Origin of the sequence: Bizionia myxarmorum (genome assembly GCF_008086205.1) — a bacterium.
GTDB classification, from domain to species: domain Bacteria; phylum Bacteroidota; class Bacteroidia; order Flavobacteriales; family Flavobacteriaceae; genus Algorimicrobium; species Algorimicrobium myxarmorum.
In genome coordinates this window covers 334,666-351,234 of sequence record NZ_VSKK01000002.1, presented here as the reverse complement: position 1 = coordinate 351,234, position 16,569 = coordinate 334,666, and the positions used below count along the sequence as shown (strand labels likewise).

16 protein-coding genes are annotated in these 16,569 nt (G+C 33.9%); 4 read left to right on the top strand and 12 right to left on the bottom strand.

Annotated features, from left to right (window positions below; translation table 11 throughout):
• Nucleotides 1-60: 60 nt before the first annotated feature.
• The 10 genes from ES674_RS10690 to hemN form a co-directional block, all read right to left on the bottom strand.
• Entirely contained in the window at nucleotides 61-843 is a 783-nt protein-coding gene (locus ES674_RS10690; RefSeq protein ID WP_148404024.1) for an ABC transporter permease, read from the bottom strand.
• A complete protein-coding gene (locus ES674_RS10685) occupies nucleotides 836-1,543 on the bottom strand; it encodes an ABC transporter ATP-binding protein (protein ID WP_148404023.1) in 708 nt (235 codons plus the stop codon). The genes ES674_RS10690 and ES674_RS10685 overlap by 8 nt, the downstream gene beginning before the upstream one ends.
• The gene (locus ES674_RS10680; RefSeq protein ID WP_246126023.1) at nucleotides 1,530-2,783 is read right to left on the bottom strand and encodes a nitrous oxide reductase family maturation protein NosD; all 1,254 of its coding nucleotides are present in this window, start codon (nucleotides 2,781-2,783) and stop codon (nucleotides 1,530-1,532) included. The genes ES674_RS10685 and ES674_RS10680 overlap by 14 nt, the downstream gene beginning before the upstream one ends.
• A gap of 208 nt (nucleotides 2,784-2,991) precedes the next feature.
• On the bottom strand, nucleotides 2,992-3,426 hold the full coding sequence (locus ES674_RS10675) for a nitrous oxide reductase accessory protein NosL (RefSeq protein ID WP_148404022.1): 435 nt from the start codon (nucleotides 3,424-3,426) through the stop codon (nucleotides 2,992-2,994).
• 101 nt (nucleotides 3,427-3,527) lie between these two features.
• Entirely contained in the window at nucleotides 3,528-4,151 is a 624-nt protein-coding gene (locus ES674_RS10670; protein ID WP_148404021.1) for a hypothetical protein, read from the bottom strand.
• Between the two features lie 147 nt (nucleotides 4,152-4,298).
• Nucleotides 4,299-6,269: a Sec-dependent nitrous-oxide reductase gene (gene nosZ, locus ES674_RS10665; protein ID WP_148404020.1), complete on the bottom strand. Its 1,971-nt coding sequence runs from the start codon at nucleotides 6,267-6,269 to the stop codon at nucleotides 4,299-4,301.
• A 32-nt stretch (nucleotides 6,270-6,301) separates the two neighbouring features.
• Nucleotides 6,302-6,874 (bottom strand): fasciclin domain-containing protein, encoded by a 573-nt coding sequence (locus tag ES674_RS10660; protein WP_148404019.1) that lies wholly within the window; start codon nucleotides 6,872-6,874, stop codon nucleotides 6,302-6,304.
• Nucleotides 6,875-6,887: 13 nt separating this feature from the next.
• Complete coding sequence (locus tag ES674_RS10655) at nucleotides 6,888-7,388, bottom strand: c-type cytochrome (RefSeq protein WP_148404018.1); 501 nt, start codon at nucleotides 7,386-7,388, stop codon at nucleotides 6,888-6,890.
• A 191-nt stretch (nucleotides 7,389-7,579) separates the two neighbouring features.
• Nucleotides 7,580-8,413, bottom strand: a complete 834-nt coding sequence (locus tag ES674_RS10650) for a universal stress protein (RefSeq protein ID WP_148404017.1) — start codon at nucleotides 8,411-8,413, stop codon at nucleotides 7,580-7,582.
• A gap of 92 nt (nucleotides 8,414-8,505) precedes the next feature.
• Complete coding sequence (gene hemN / locus ES674_RS10645) at nucleotides 8,506-9,870, bottom strand: oxygen-independent coproporphyrinogen III oxidase (protein ID WP_148404016.1); 1,365 nt, start codon at nucleotides 9,868-9,870, stop codon at nucleotides 8,506-8,508.
• Between the two features lie 138 nt (nucleotides 9,871-10,008).
• Between hemN and ES674_RS10640 the strand changes: the two genes are divergently transcribed.
• The 4 genes from ES674_RS10640 to ES674_RS10625 all read left to right on the top strand — a co-directional run bounded on the left by ES674_RS10640 (nucleotide 10,009) and on the right by ES674_RS10625 (nucleotide 12,888).
• A complete protein-coding gene (locus ES674_RS10640; protein WP_148404015.1) occupies nucleotides 10,009-10,593 on the top strand; it encodes a superoxide dismutase family protein in 585 nt (194 codons plus the stop codon).
• 111 nt (nucleotides 10,594-10,704) lie between these two features.
• Nucleotides 10,705-11,238: an RNA polymerase sigma factor gene (locus ES674_RS10635; RefSeq protein ID WP_148404014.1), complete on the top strand. Its 534-nt coding sequence runs from the start codon at nucleotides 10,705-10,707 to the stop codon at nucleotides 11,236-11,238.
• Entirely contained in the window at nucleotides 11,238-12,062 is an 825-nt protein-coding gene (locus ES674_RS10630) for an anti-sigma factor (protein ID WP_148404013.1), read from the top strand. The genes ES674_RS10635 and ES674_RS10630 overlap by 1 nt, the downstream gene beginning before the upstream one ends.
• Nucleotides 12,063-12,210: 148 nt before the next feature.
• Nucleotides 12,211-12,888, top strand: a complete 678-nt coding sequence (locus tag ES674_RS10625; protein WP_170234004.1) for a hypothetical protein — start codon at nucleotides 12,211-12,213, stop codon at nucleotides 12,886-12,888.
• A 111-nt stretch (nucleotides 12,889-12,999) separates the two neighbouring features.
• On the opposite strand, the gene ES674_RS10620 is transcribed toward ES674_RS10625, so the two are convergent.
• Together ES674_RS10620 and ES674_RS10615 are read right to left on the bottom strand one after the other, a co-directional pair.
• Complete coding sequence (locus tag ES674_RS10620; protein WP_148404011.1) at nucleotides 13,000-15,243, bottom strand: TonB-dependent receptor; 2,244 nt, start codon at nucleotides 15,241-15,243, stop codon at nucleotides 13,000-13,002.
• Nucleotides 15,244-15,262: 19 nt separating this feature from the next.
• Nucleotides 15,263-16,558, bottom strand: coding sequence for a tetratricopeptide repeat protein (locus tag ES674_RS10615; protein ID WP_246126022.1), 1,296 nt, complete (start codon nucleotides 16,556-16,558; stop codon nucleotides 15,263-15,265).
• Between the last annotated feature and the right edge of the window lie 11 nt (nucleotides 16,559-16,569).

The following is a 16,569-nucleotide window of genomic DNA, read 5'->3' as shown; positions in this document are numbered from 1 at the left end:
GCGTTCAAAATAGGCTTGAATAAGTTGCGTCATGTTGGTATAAGCAACTTCAATTTCTTCTTAAAAATCCTTTCTCTTTGCTTTAAAAACTATACGTAATACTGGTAAAAGCACCCATAATGTTAAAGCAAAGAAAGAAACGATTAAACCGATACTGGTTCCAAAAAACTGTTTGAATACGGCGCCAGTATAACCCAGCAGAGCAGAAATGTCCAACTTTAGTAGGATTAAAGTTCTTGATAAATCTATAGGGTTTAGCATGGTACCTATTAAAGACAGTTTATCTAAAGGATAATCTTCAAAAATAATAAGAGACATTAAGAATATCCCATCATAAATAATGGCTAGAAACAACCATAACAAAATAGCATATCCAAAACCTTTGATTCTATTTTCATTAGATAAAGCAATATTAAAAGCCAAAGCCGTGAAAATAAAGGTTAAAAATGTTCCTGTTATTAGTAGTAAAGAAAAATCCCAAATAGCATTAGACATGAATAAACCGTAAAAAATAAACGGAATTCCCAATCCTAAAATTAAACTCATGGACAAGGAAATGGCCACTCCCAAATACTGACCTAAAAAAATGGAAGAGCGTTTTAAAGGCTGCGCTAACAAGAGTTCTGTAAATTCTTTAGAACTGTAATAATACATGACACCAAAAATGGTTCCTATTAAGGGTACTAAAACAATAATGACATTCATGAGCGTGATAACAGCTTTGGATAAATCATTGTTTAAAAACAATAATACCACACCTAATAATAAGTAAAATGCAAAATACACGTAACTCCAACGGCTTCGCATTAAATCGTAAAAACTATATTTTAATATTTTAAGCATGGTTGTCGGTTAATATGGATGCGATAGCGTGTTCGAAATCCGGTTGATTGGTCTTGTCTTTAAGCTCTGTAATGGTTCCTTTAAAGTATATTTTACCTTCTAATAGGAAAACGATTTCATCTGAAATCTCTTCAACAAAACTCATAATATGTGATGTAATTAAAATAGTCTTGCCTTTTGCTTTTTCAGCTTGGATAAGTTTCTTTAGGCGTAATAAAGAAATAGGATCCAAGCCTGACGTTGGCTCATCTAAAATTACCAAAGGACTGTCAAACATAAACGTTAACACCAGGTTTACTTTTTGTTTGGTACCTCCAGAAAGTTGGCCTAATTTTTTATCTAAGAAAGGTTCTAATTTAAATAAGCTGATTAATTCCTCATCCAAGTTGGTTTTACCACGTAAATCTTTAATCATGGTAATTAATTCCTTTACTTTTAAGTTGTTTGGGAAATTAGCAATTTGAGGTAAATAATCTATTTTATGTCTGTAATTGGAACCACTTTTTACGTTTTCGCCTAATACGGAAATAGATCCTTTATTTGGAATAACCATGCCTAATAAACATTTTATAAGCGTTGTTTTGCCAGAGCCATTTGGTCCTAATACCGCAAAAATGCCACCTTCTCCAATTTGTAAATCAAGACCACTTAAAACCTCGTTTTTACCAAATTTTTTATATAAATTCTTAATTTCTATCATGCTCAATGCGTTTCATTCTTGGATTTTCATCCATTAAATCGTCTGGTGTAAATACTGGAGACACTTTTTCTGAAAAATCTATCAGATCAATAAATAGACTTCGCAATAAAATTATAGTCTCTGGGGTTCTATTTACTATATAAGAAAACAATTTCACGGGTCGGTATGGGACATCGCCGATGCCGTCTTTGTCCAAATCATAACCGGTGTAATTACTCCAGAAATTGTTATCAAATTTATTATCGTTAATTCTACCGTTGTAGGAAATATCAAAAGAATTATAAAGAAAATTGTTATCTATAATTTGGTTATCGTAGCACGCACCTTTCACCCTAATAGCGTAGCCATTACTTGTAAAATTGTTGTGGCTGTATATTAAACGGTTACTTCCTTCCACCGTAATTCCAACCGTGTTTTCCATAAATATGTTGTTTTTTAGTGTCACGTCCGTCACTTCTTTTAAGAGTAAACCGTAAGCTGCGCTTCCCCAGTTTTTCTTAATAACGTTATTTTCAACATGCATAAATTTTGAAAACATTAGAGCTATTCCAGCACCATTACTTTCAAATACATTATTGACAACCGTGTTATTATTACTAAACATAAAATGAAGGCCGTAACGCACATTGTCTTTACTAAAATTATCGATTATGGTTATATTATCAGAGAATTCAAGATAAATACCATCACGAACATTTCGCGCATCATTTCCGCGGACTTCCACATTTTTACAATACCATAAATGAACAGCATTACCAGAATTAAATTCCGTTACAGCTTCACCTTGAACTTTATTATTCAAGACTTTACCATTATTGGATTTTTGAAGATAAATGCCAAAAAACAGTTTCTCCAACACCAAGTTCTGAATGGTATAACCTTCACTATTTACAACCCGTACAGCTGCATAGTCTGTTGTATAGCTTACGCCTACATTTATAATTTTAAAACCATCAAGCGTTACGTTGTCTGCGCCTATAGTTATAATTTCTCCTTTTGCTTCGCCATCTATAGTTGGAAGACCTTCACCTATAAGCGTAATACTTTTATTAATTTTTAAATTCGCCTCTTTATAAATTCCTTTTTTCACCATAATGGTATCACCATCTTGCGCAAGATCAAGAGCTTGTTGTATTGTTTTAACTGAACAAGTGGCACAAACAGTAATAGTACTAGACCACAAGTTTGTAATGGAAAACAAGAGTGTTAAGAAGAAGAATATGTAGTGTTTATTTTTCAAAATGATGTCAAAATTTATCAATATAAAGTCATTCTCATAAGAGATGATTTAAAAAGCTGAAGATACAGATTTTAATAAAATTTCGAGACTTGAAATTCATAAAAATCACATCCAACTAACCCATTTATTTAGGAATGCAATAAAAAAACTTCAGCAAATCTTAAAAGGATTTTAGTCCGTTAGAAAATGCTGAAGCCATTTTTTAATATTATAATTTTAGATAATCCTGAATTTCTTTCCAAGAGAATATATCGCCAGTAAATTCTTTTTGCGCTTTCTTTCCTAATTCTTGATTTAAGAAGGCGGATAGATTTTCTCCCATGGGGCTCTGTAATTTCTTACTCACCAAAAAAGAAGCTTTGGTGGCATCAATCAATTCACCTGGTTGGTGGAAATCCGCTACTAGATAATACGCCATTTCTGTATCTGGAAACTTATCTTGTAAGGAATGCACCATACATTCAATAGCATCATATTTATAAGCCTTCCCTTTTGATGTAACCAATTGCGAAGCATGTTGCTTGTCTACAATAGTCATATCGCAGAAATTGCAAGCATCCGACCCATAATTTATGGGCTGCGGACTCACATTACAAGAGGTGAATAAAAGGCTTATAACGCCCAGAAAAAGAAACTGTTTCATCTGATTATAGTTTAATATTTGAGTATCAATTTTCAATTTAGTAAAGGAAAGTCGTCATCGTCACTTTTCCTTTGGATCTTAAAGTTAAATTCAAAATAAATTTAAGCAGCATTAATATGCTTTTTAATAGCACTTTTCCCTACAAAGAAAGCTACAACAGTAAGCATCATTCCAGCGAAAATCATATAAGCTCCAGCTCCTGGCCAAGAATCTACATCAAAATTAAGCATTTTCTGGTAACCTAATAATGGTGGTTTGTAAGACATAGGTGTTCCATCTAGATTTTCAAGTTTCATAATAGCTTTAGGATCTAAATTTGTACCGTAATCTATTAACCATAAGTTAAAATCGTACATTCCCATAATACCAAGTACAGACATCAAAACGAACCAACCAAGAAACCATTTGTAACTTAATTTGCCAAAGAAACCTAGTAAACCGATAATCACACCAAGTGCTACCATGATTCCAACAACGGCTGGAAATACCCTAAACTCCCACATGTCTTCTACTTTCGGGATGGTTCTCATTCCAATATAGTGGTTAAGACCATCAATATTTTGGATATCAAATTCTTGAACACCTTCTATTCCCTGAATATAGATGTCCATTCCTAAAGGGTCTGGATATTGAGGTGCGCCAAGCATGATATTCCAAAGCGGAAATTTAAAGAGCCCTAATAATAAAAGTGATCCTATAATCATTATTATTCCTGCTTTTTTCATAATAAATTTAAATTAAATTAACCATTCAGTTAATAGCATTTTAAAAAGAAAGGCGAGAGTGAAAATAATCAACTCTCGCCTTATAGTATGGAAATAAACACTAAAACAAAATTTCCAAACTCTTAAATTATTGGCATTAAATTTTATTTATTCATCACCTAAACTCCAAGATAATTCAATATCTGAATCAGCTGGACTTACACGTACATAACCTTGCATTTCTTGGTGAAGTGCAGAACAGAAGTCAGTACAATAGAATGGCCATACTCCTACTTGTTTTGGTTCCCAAACTAAAGTTTCTGTTGCACCAGGAACTACTAATAATTCAGCATTATTAGCACCAATTACTGCAAAACCGTGAGGTACATCAAAATCTTGCTCGTGGTTTGTAATGTGGAAGAATACTTTGTCTCCTACTTTAACACCTTCAATATTGTCTGGATTAAAGTGGCTACGAATCATATTCATGTAAATATGAACTTCCTTTCCATCACGTACAACTTTTACATCACCATCTGTAAGGGCTGCATAAGGGTGTTTGTTTTCAGCCAATTTATAGATCTTTCTAGAATTTGGAGCAATCATACTTGCCGGTATTGCTGCAGCATAATGCGGTTCTCCAATAGTTGGGAAATCTAACAACAGCTCCATCTTTTCACCTGAAATATCAAACAACTGCGCAGACTGCGTTAGCTCTGGACCTGTTGGTAAATATCTGTCTTTAGTAATTTTGTTTAAAGCTATAAAGTATTTTCCAAATGGCTTACGAGAGTTTCCTCCAGGAATCATACCGTGACCAACCGAGTAGAATACTGGTTGACGATCTAATACTTCCCAAGTACCAACTTTCCATTTTACAACTTCAGAAGAGATAAAGAACGTAGTATACGCGTTTCCTTTATCATCAAACTCTGTATGTAATGGTCCTAAACCTGGTTGCTTAACAACACCAGCTAAAATATCTTCAAAGTTTAAAATTGGAATTCCATAAGCTTCACCATCAAATTTCTTTTTTTCAATAGCATCAAGCATTTTTGTAAAACTGTGCACTGTTAAATCAGCAGAAAGTTTTCCGTTACCTACAATATATTCACCTGTTGGATCAACATCACAACCGTGTGGAGATTTTGGAGTTGGTAAGAAATAAACCGCTCCAGGAACATCCATTGGGTTAACTGTTAACACTTCATCTAACATAGTTGATGTAGCAGTGTGCGTGTTTTCATCTAAAATGTTATGTGCATATTTAGCAGGAACTTTTGTTCCTCCACCATTATTCACATACTCTTCAATTACTTTCCAGTTTACGGCAGCAATAAAATCTTTATCGTTTTGTGAAGCGTTTACTTCTAAAAGTGAGTGCGCTTCTTCTGTGTTATATGTTGTAAAGAAGAACCAACCGTGACTCTTATCGCGTCCTGGGTGAGAAAGATCATAGTTAAATCCAGGCATCATTAACTGGAATTTAATATTCATTCTTCCTGTTTCTTGATCAACTTTAATAAAAGTCAAAGAACCTTTAAAGTTTCCTTTGTAGTCTTTTATAGACATATCTTTCTGTGGAATTGGCACAGAGAAACGTGTACCTGCAACTACATATTCCGTATTTTCAGTAATAAAAGATGAACTGTGGTTACCAGCACTGTTAGGAATTTCTAAAATTTCTTCAGTTTTAAAGTTCTTTAAGTCAATACGTGCAATTCGTGGCGTGTTGTTACCATTGATAAAAACCCAACGACCATCCAAAACACCATTTGTTTGAGAAATGTCTGGGTGATGCGAATCATCCCAAGGCACAAAACCGAAAGATGTGTTAAGCATTGGTTTAGTTTCTTCAGAATATCCCCAACCATTTTCTGGATTTTGAGAAAATACAGGAAGTACTTTTAATAAACGACCTGATGGTAATCCGTAAACAGCAAGCTGCCCACTAAATCCTCCAGACATAAATGCGTAATATTCGTCAAGCTCACCAGGAGCAACGTATACTCTTTCAGCAGCGTTGGTAGCAAGACCACCTTGGGCACCTCGTTTACCTTTTTTTTGGCCTCCATCATTACAGCTAACCAGTCCGGCAACCATAATTATTGAGATAAAAATATTAATTGATTTTCTCATTATCCTATTATTTACATTAAGTTGATTTAAAATTAGTTTGCTGGTAATATCACTTTATCCACTACGTGAACAATTCCATTTCCTGCAGGAATACTTGCAATAATTTTTGCACCTCCTACATAAACGTCGTCACCTTCTACAACTATAGCAACATCTTGATTGTTTGCTTGTCCTAGCTTTTTAAACTTTTTCAAAAAGTCTTTGGAGTAGTTTCCTGGTGTTACATGATATTTTAGAATATTTGCTAAAGCATCTTTATTTTCTGGCTTTAATAAATCTTCTACAGTTCCAGCTGGTAATGCTGCAAACGCTTCATTTGTTGGTGCAAAAACCATTAATGGTCCTGCATTAGATAAAGAATTCTCCAATTGTGCAGCTTGAACAGCAGCCACTAATGTTGTGTGGTCTGGAGAACCAATGGCAATTTGCAATACCGATGGCGCACTGCCATCATCTTCAATAAAGGCTTGTCCTGTACGTCCAGATGTTTCAGTTACCGTCTTGGTATCTACAACTGTTGGCGTACCTTCTGCGTTTTCATTTTTACAACCTAAAAAAAGTGATAAGCTTAAAGCTGCAAAAAACAGTTTTTTAATTGGTTTCATAGTGGTTAGGTTATTATAAAGTTCTAAAGTACTCTAATACAGCTCTAGCTTCAACTTCTGTTAAGTTTTGATTAGCCATTGGCGATCCGTTAAACTCCATTAATAGTTCTTTAGCTAAAGCATCCTCATTTACCATTTGCTCAGGATTTAAAATCATGTTCATAACCCATTCTGGAGTTCTACGTTCCAAAATTCCTGTTGGCGCTGGTCCAATAAACTTTTTGTCGGCTCTATGACAAGCTGTACACATCTTTTTGTAGATTTCGGAACCTTGATCTGCCATGGTCTGATTAATATCAGCATCCAATGTTACAGAAGTTATAGGTCCAACACCTTTACTTGTTAAATCAACTCTTTTAGAAGGTGGAAGTACTTCCTCTTTCTTGGTAGTTGTTTCTGTTTGTGGTGCTTTTTTGTCATAAGAGAAGGTTTCTTTCTTTTTCTCCTCTTTACCGCCACAGCTTATTAAAGCCATTGCAAATAATAATGTCATTAGTTTCAATGATGTTCTCATAGTATGATTTAATTTATATATCAAAAGTATAATGAAATGTTAATATAAAATATGACAATTATCATATTTCGGATATATTTATCCCTTTTAAACATTTTGATATGGGTTTATAGGTAATTAAGATACAAAAAAAAGAGTCAAACACAAAATTTGACTCTTTCTTACTAACAAATTATACTTACTATGAACGTTTATATTTTGAATGTCATAACTGGTAATGTTGAATGGTTAGCCATATCCTCTGAAATACTTCCTTCAAAAAAATGTGCCAAGCCTTTTCTACCACGAGTAGCCATTGCTACAAGATCAGCTCCAATTAGATTTGCGAAGTTTGAAATACCTTGTTCTACCGTATAATCACAAACATAAGTAACTGTAGATAAGTTTTCTAAATCGCCATCAGCTTGCTTTAAAAAGGTAACAACTCTACCTTCCATTTCTGCTGTATTTTTAAAGTTTTCACCTGGTAAGTTTACATAAATTAAATGCATGCTTGCACCTAAAGTTGCGCACATCTTTTTAGCATTCTTGTATGCTGTAACAGCGTCTTCAGAAAAATCAGAAGCAAAAACAACTGTATCAAATTCTGTTAAAATTGGATTGTGTTTAATAACTAAAACCGGAATATCCGAATAACGAACTACCTTTTCAGTATTGGAACCTACGAAATATTCTTTGAAACCACTAGTTCCTTGAGATCCCATGATAATTAAATCCACATCATGTTCTTTAGCAACCTCATTTACTTCGCTGAACACCTTGAATTGTTTTACAATTGGCGTAATTTTCACACCTTCTAAATACGGTTTATCTAAAAACTCGCTAAATTTCTTTTTAGCTAATTCTAGAAAAAACACAGATTCCATTTGGGTATTCGTGTTGCTTCGTGTTAAAACAGCATCAGACATTTCTAACATGTGTAAAGCCAAAATTTCCGAACCATTCTTTTTAGCTAACATAGCAGCTGTTTCTAATGCGTATTCGGAATACTCAGAGAAATCTATTGGTACAATAATTTTTTTCATGATTGGATGATTTTAATTAAACGTAAACTTATTTTATTAACGCTTTTATGATTAATTAATTCTTTTATTTATTGGTAATCTGTTTTCAAAAACTAAATTGTCATTGAAAACAATTGGGATTCTGGTTGCTTGCGTTGTAATAACAAATCGAAAGCCATACACACATTTCGGACATAAGGTCTGCCCGCTTCCGTTACTTTTATGGTTGATGGTTCCATTTGAATTAAGCCATCTTGCTCTAATTCTTCCAACTGCACTAATACATCTGGCAATTCTTTAAAATAATTATCAGTTTCAGTCCATGATGTTTCAAAATGACACATTAAATTCAAAATATGACGTCTAATAATTAAATCTTCAGTGCTTAAAATATGACCTTTAATAACAGGGATTTCGTCTGTATCTAAACGCTTATAATAATCTTCTAATTTCTTTTCGTTTTGAGCAAATCCATACCAACTGTCGCTAATAGCCGAAACACCAAGACCTATCATCATTTGAGTTTTACTGGATGTATAACCCATAAAATTTCGGTGTAAGGCTTTCGTTTCCGTTGCTTGATATAAATTATCACTTTTTAATGCAAAATGATCCATACCTATTTCAACAAAACCGCAAGCATCTAATTCAGATTTCCCTAGTTCATATTGTTTGCGTTTACTTTCTGCTGAAGGTAAATCGCTATCCTTAAACCCGCGCTGACCATTTCCTTTTATCCACGGCACATGCGCATAACTATAAAAGGCAATCCTGTCTGGCATTAATTCTTTGGTTCTAGCAATTGTATTAGCAACATGCGCTTCGGTTTGGAAGGGTAAACCAAAAATAATATCATGACTGATAGATGTATAACCAATTTCACGTGCTAGCTCGGTTACCCGCTTAACGTTTTCAAAAGGTTGAATACGGTGAATGGCTTTTTGTACCACATCATTATAATCCTGAACTCCGTAACTAACGCGACGAAATCCTAAATTGTAAAGTGTTTTTAAATGGGCTTCTGTGGTATTATTTGGATGGCCTTCAAAGCTAAATTCGTGATTTTCTGCTTTTTCAGCGTTAGAAAAAATACCGTCGATAAGCTTTTCTAAATTTTTAGGTGAGAAAAAAGTAGGTGTTCCACCACCTAAATGCAATTCCTTAATTCGCGGTTTACTGCCTAAAATAGCGACATATAATTGCCACTCTTTTAAAACATAATTAATATAAGGCGATTCTACTTCATGGCGCGTTGTTATACGCTTGTTACAACCGCAAAAGGTGCATAAACTTTCGCAAAAAGGTAAATGAATATATAAACTAATGCCTTCACTTATATTGCTTTCTTGAAACGATTGCTTTAAGCTAGACTCCCATTTTTTAACAGAAAATGACGGTTCATCCCAGTAGGGAACCGTTGGATAACTAGTATACCTAGGTCCCGCAACATTATACTTATTTATTAATAAATTTGTCATACTCAACTAAATATAAAGCAAAATTAACATCTATTTGCAATATAAAATATGATAATTATCATACAATAATGCGCTTTCCTTTCATTTTTTGTGAAATTATATGTAACTTTCGGATGAACAATTAAACAATTAAAACTAATGAAAAAAATAAACCTTTTAGCACTCGTAGCCGTCTTTGCTATTGCCACGAGCTGTAAAAATGATAAGAAAGAAAGCATGGAAATGGAACCTGTAAACGAGGTTGAAGAAGTAATGCCAGAACCTGTAGTTGCCAAAAAAGTTACTATTGAATTAATCGCGAAAAGTGGTAGTAATGTAAATGGTAATGTGGTGTTTTCTGAAGAAAACGGCACGGTTACAATGACTGCTGTTATGGGCGGTTTGGAACCAGGAACGCATGCTATTCATTTGCATGAAACAGCAGATTGCTCTTCTGAAGATGGAACATCATCTGGAGGACACTGGAATCCAACTAGTGAACCACATGGAAAATGGGGTGATGCTGCAGGATACCACAAAGGTGATATTGGCAACTTGGAAGCTGACGAAAAAGGAAATGCAACCATTACATTCTCTACTGATGAGTGGTGTATTGGTTGTGATGACCCTGCAAAAGATATTCTAGGAAAAGCCGTAATTGTACATAAAGGAAAAGACGACTTTAAAACACAACCTACAGGAGATGCAGGAGCACGTGTTAGTTGTGCTGGTGTTATTGAATAATTCATTTTCAAACGAAATTTTAAAAAGCTGCTTTATGCAGCTTTTTTTTATGAACATTTATATCATAGGTCGCATTATTTAGCTACTTTAGAGACTTAAAATAAAAAATATATGCAATTAGAAACTTTGGTTTCACAATTTCAAGATAAAAACGAAAAAGCATTTGAATCTCTATATAAAATGTATAGCAAAAGTATGCATGGTGTTATTTATAACATTGTTCGTGATAATGACCTTGCTGAAGAAGTGATGCAAGATGTATTTATAAAAGCTTGGAATAATTCTGCATCTTATACGGCTCAAAAAGGTCGTTTTTTTACCTGGATACTTAATATAGCGCGGAATGCCGCTATTGACAAAACACGATCCAAAGCTTTTAAGAACTCGAAAAAAAACCTTCAAGCTGATTTTTTCGTAGATATTTTAGAATCCAATGATAACTTGAATGAACAAACCAATTCTATTGGAATAAAGAAGTTTGTAGACAAGTTAGCACAAAAATGTATTGAGGTTATTGAGTTGCTTTACTTTAAAGGTTTTACCCAAAAGGAAGCTTCAGAAACCCTTGATATGCCCATTGGAACTATAAAAACGAGAAATAGAAATTGTATAAATGAGCTCCGAATCATGCTCGACGTAAAGTAATGACAAACAAAGAATACATAGAATCTGGAATATTAGAGCTATATATAGCTGGAAGTCTTTCTGATGCCGAAAATAAAGCAGTCTATGATAAACTGCTTACCAATCCTGATTTATTAGATGAAGTTCTAAAAATTGAAGCTGCTATTGTTCAGCTTACAGCTGCAGCCTCTCCATCTGATACACAACACTTATTTAAAGCTGTAAAAACAAAATTAGGTCTTGATGATAAGCATGAAACTAAAGTTGTGCCTTTACACGAACCTAAAACAAACTGGTTAGCCTATTCTGGCTGGGCAGCTTCTATTGTGCTTGCAGGTGGATTGATTTATTTATTGAATCAGCAAAATGCGTTGAAAACAAATATTCAAACCGTAAAAACGGAATTACAAGAAAAAACCATAGATAATACCTTATTAGAAGAACGCATTACAACAGCAACGGCTAATTTAACGGAAGCGCAGAAATTATTATCGGTTATTCGCGACAAGAATATTGTTAGCATTCCGCTTTCAGGTCAAGCCGTCTCTCCAGAAGCTTACGCTACTGTTTATTGGGATAAAAATGCTAATAACATTTATTTGGATGTTCAAGGTTTACCAGAACCGCCAGCAGGAAAAGTATATCAAGTTTGGTCTTTAACGTTGAATCCATTAGCACCTACTAGTTTAGGCACTATAGATGATTTTGCCAACAATGAAACTAAAATATTTACTATAGAAAATGCTAACGCATCTGAAGCTTTTGGAATTACTTTAGAGCCTGAAGGTGGAAGCACATCTCCAACAATGGAACAATTATATACATTGGGAGCTGTTTCAAGTTAATACCACAGCCGCTTTAAGGTTTGTAGGCATTAAATATTACATTACATAAACACACGGCTTTTTCTGCTTTAAGAATGAAGCCGTTTTTGTTTTTAATTCATACATTACAGGCTTAACACTTCATTTGATAAGCAGATTAACCTAATTTATGAACTTCAAATTACTCCTTTTTTTACTATTTCCTGTTTTTGTCTTTTCACAAAAAAACTATCACTTTGATTATATGTTAACTTATGAAACTACTTTTCTTAAAGAGGACTCTATAAAAACAACAAACATATACCTCACTAACTCTAAAGACAATAGCTACTATGCTAATCTAATTTCTGAAGATAGCCTGAACTATAGATTAATATTTAGAAAGTATGATAAAATATCTGCAGATGTTCTTGTTTCTAAAGTTGAATTTAGAAAAGCGGAATTCATAAATATTGATTGTGACGCTATTATAAAATGGATAAATACATTTAAGAGTGTAGCAAATCATTATGAGTACACGAACATTAAAGACACACTTATACAAGCTAAAAAGTATGCAGTTTATAATTTAAAAAGTACCTATAGCTTAAAAAAGAAACTAAAAAAACATGCAGGATCCCATCTTTATATGGTGGATACTTCCTATTTTATGCATATGCCCATGTTGATACACCCAACAGCTTTTGAGAGATGGAAACAACAAAAGGAAAGCTTACCAAATGGCATTACGGTAGAAGTAATTTTTAGCAATGAATTAGATGAAGTACGACAGTCTAAAAAGTTAGTATCTGTTTTTAAAATTGACAAAAATATAGTAACACCCGGCTATTGCGACTATTGGAATTGATAAAAAAAAGCGTCTGTGTTTCCACAGACGCTTACAAACAAACAAAAACCACAAACAAACTTCTCTAAACATCGAGTCACTTATTCATTTTTTTCATCATTACAAAAACACTTAAAATTTATAGCTCACAATTCCCTTAATAAAGAAAGGTGTTCCAGGCGTGAAATGGATTTCTTCAACTGGATTTACTTCATTTTGTAAACGCGTTTCTGTAGCGAATTGCGTTTCATTCCATTCCGTGTCAAATACGTTTTCAATAGCCATACCAACACTAAAGTTTTTGTTGAAGGCATAATTCATATTCAAATCGGTTACAAGATATCCTTTGGCAACAATAGAATTATCTTCATTTGCTGGTCTGTCATCAATATAACGGTACCGAATTCCTGCAGAAAAACCATTTAAATCATTAATTGCTAAACCACCTGATAAGGTAAAGTCTGGTGCCAATGGAATATAATTTGCACCGCTTGGCTCATCTACACTTCTAGCATGTGTTAAAGTAGCATCTGTATCAAAATATAACCAATCTGTAAATTGGTAACGCAGACCTAGATCTAATCCGTAACGTTCCGATTTTCCACTTGGTTCCACTACTCCAGCATCTCCAACATAAACAAACTCCTGCTCTAAAAACAAGTACCATAAAGCCGTGTTAAATACCATTTTAGGAAATGGCTTCCAAATGGTTCCTAAATCAGCACCATAAGCTTTTGGCAAAATCTCTTCGCCACTTTGAGCAACAACTACGCGGGTATCATTTGAATGAAAACCAATTCCTGATTTTAAGAACCATTGTAGATTTTTATTCTGATTATAGTAGAAATTCAATTTCGGACTCGCTGTTGTTTTCGTTTCAGATAAAGTTTCATAAGCCGTAACCAAACCATCATTATACATAAACTTGAAATGGTCTAAACGTAAAGCTGGCGCGATAATAAGCTTGTTAAACTTAAATTCAGCATTAACATAACCAAACATGTTGGTTTCATTTACATTTCCTAAAGCCAAATAATCTAATGTTTCAGTTCTGTCTTTAGTGTGTGATAATTCCACATCACTTACCATATCATAACGTAAACCAAATCCAGTCGTAACCTTCGTATCAATGTCACCCAACTTGGTATCCTTTATAAAAGCCGTATTAAACCCGAATATGTCCCGATTTTCCAATTGCTTTATTTGATCGCCATTAACCGGATCTTCTAAAAAGAAGGTAAAGTTAGAATACAATTCAAAATTATAATTGCTGTAAAATACATTCGACTTAAACTGTAAATCGTTTTTTAGAATGGCTTCATAACTCACATTCACATTACTTCTAGAAGTATTTCCACCTTCGGTATCATCTATAGATCCGAAACGAGAGATTAAACCACTATCCACAGCACGTTGCGGAATTTGACCGGATGCATCCCAACGACTTGTGAAATGTGAAACCGTTAAAGATAATTTATCATTACCTTTTAAATAGGTACTGAATTTTCCAAAAAGATTAACTCGATTGAAGTTTTGAGGCGATTTATATGGGCCATCAAACTCAATATATTCTAATGCTACATAAGCGTTTGAACGTTTGCTGTTTTGCAATAAATCAAACATACCTAATGTTCTTAACGCGCCGAATTGGCCATAGCTTAAATTTATCTCGCTTCCATTAATATCGTCTTTTGTATTAAACTCCACATAACCAGCTGTTGCAAAATCGCCTTTACTGGCATTATAAGGCCCTTTTCCAAAATTGATATTATTAATGGTTTCTGGAATTACAAAATGTAAATCGCTGTAACCTTGGCCATGTGCGTGAGACACCATATTTACTGGCATACCATCTACAGATAAACTAATATCCGTTCCGTGATCTATATCAAAACCGCGCAAAAATATCTGTTCTGCTTTTCCGCCTCCTGCATGTTGACCAATTATTAAACCAGGTACTTTTCCTAAAATTTCTTGAGAAGAATTCACTGGATTCGTTTCCAAATCCACACGTGAAACGCTATTCATAGCGTTAACTTGCTCGGTAATTACTAACTCATTTAAAAGAATAGCTTTACTTTTTAAGTTAACATTCAAACCATTTTTGAAATGATCATTAGTTACAACCATCGTCGTTTTTTCGTAACCCAATAAGCCAATAGTAATAGAATCGCCTAGGCTATTTTTTTCTATCATAAAAGAGCCATTGGATAAGGAATGCGTGTGAGTAAATGAATTTAAATTATAAACGTAAACGTCTTCAATTGGCTGTTCATTTTCATCGGTTATAGTTCCTTTTATATTTTGAGCTTGTGTAACATGGCCCAGAATAAAGAGCAAAAATAGCCATGTGAATTGTTTTGTTTTAAGTAACATAATAGTGGTTAAGTTGGTTTTAAATTTTTGAAATCTCTAGGTCCAGAACTGGTCCTAATTCATAAATACTGGATTCTAATTCAGGTTTTAGTTTTGTAGCTTTTTCTGTTAGTCCGTTTGCCTTATAAATTACGGCAAGATGATACGTAACAAGTGGCTCAAAAGTATTGCCAATAACAAACTCCTCCATGATACTTAACGCTTTTTTAACATTTCCGTTTTTGTAATAACTCCACGCCAACCAATCATAAGATAAAGCGGTTGGGCGATTTTGAACTTCCTTATTGGCTAAAAGTAATGCTGTTCCCTTTTCATTATCCATATCTGCATATAAATCAATATTATAAGCATTATACATATCGCCATAACCAGGATTTGCAGCCAATTCCATATAGGTTTTTGTGTTGTCCATTTTAGCCTGATTGTCTTTCATGAAATCTGACATTTCAGCTTTCAATAAATATAAATCGGGCACTTGATAATTTTCAGTTAACGAATTCAGAATATGCATAGCTTCTTCTGGATTTCTCTCATAAGAATAAACAATCCAAGCAATTCCTTTTTTAGCATAGGCATCATTAGGATTTAGAGCCAATGCTTTTAAATAATAGTTGTAAGATTCTTGAAATTTACCCGCATGACCATAAAAATCGGCTAAATTGGTATAAGCCCATTCTTTAGAACTATTGATGTTTGAACTTTCAGCCATGGCTGTTGCTTTTTCCAAATATTTTATAGCAGCATCTAAATTTCCTTGATGATCGCTCCATTTAGACAAGCGAATTAAATAGTCAAAACTGCTTAAATCTTTAATACGTTCCAAATAATCATGAGCTGAAGCAGAATCACCTAATTCTAATTCTACATCAAAAAGCATTTTATATGTTGATTCAATGTTTTCGCCGTTGGCTTTCGCTTTTACAAGCAAATCTTTAGCTTCGCGAAAGCGGTGTTGCGAAATATAGTTTCTAGATAAAGCACGCAAATAACCAGCGTTATCATAGTTTGTGCGTTCATTTACCGCTAGTAAGTTTTTTTCAGAATCTTTTAAATGCTCAATTTTTCCAGAAATTGTAAATAATTGAGAATGAGACGCCGCAACTTTTGCTAAATACGGATACTGTGATGGTTCTTTTTCTAGCTTATTTTCCCAAAATAAAAGATCCTCTTCAGCTTGCTGCAGCGCGTCATTTTCAACTAGTTCCAAATAAGAATTATAGTCAGAAAGTTTTGTTATTTTCTCTGGTTCGTTTTCACAACTGGTTAATGCAACCAGGGAAACCATAAGCGTTATATAATAGGTTAGTGTTTTCATGCGTGTGATGT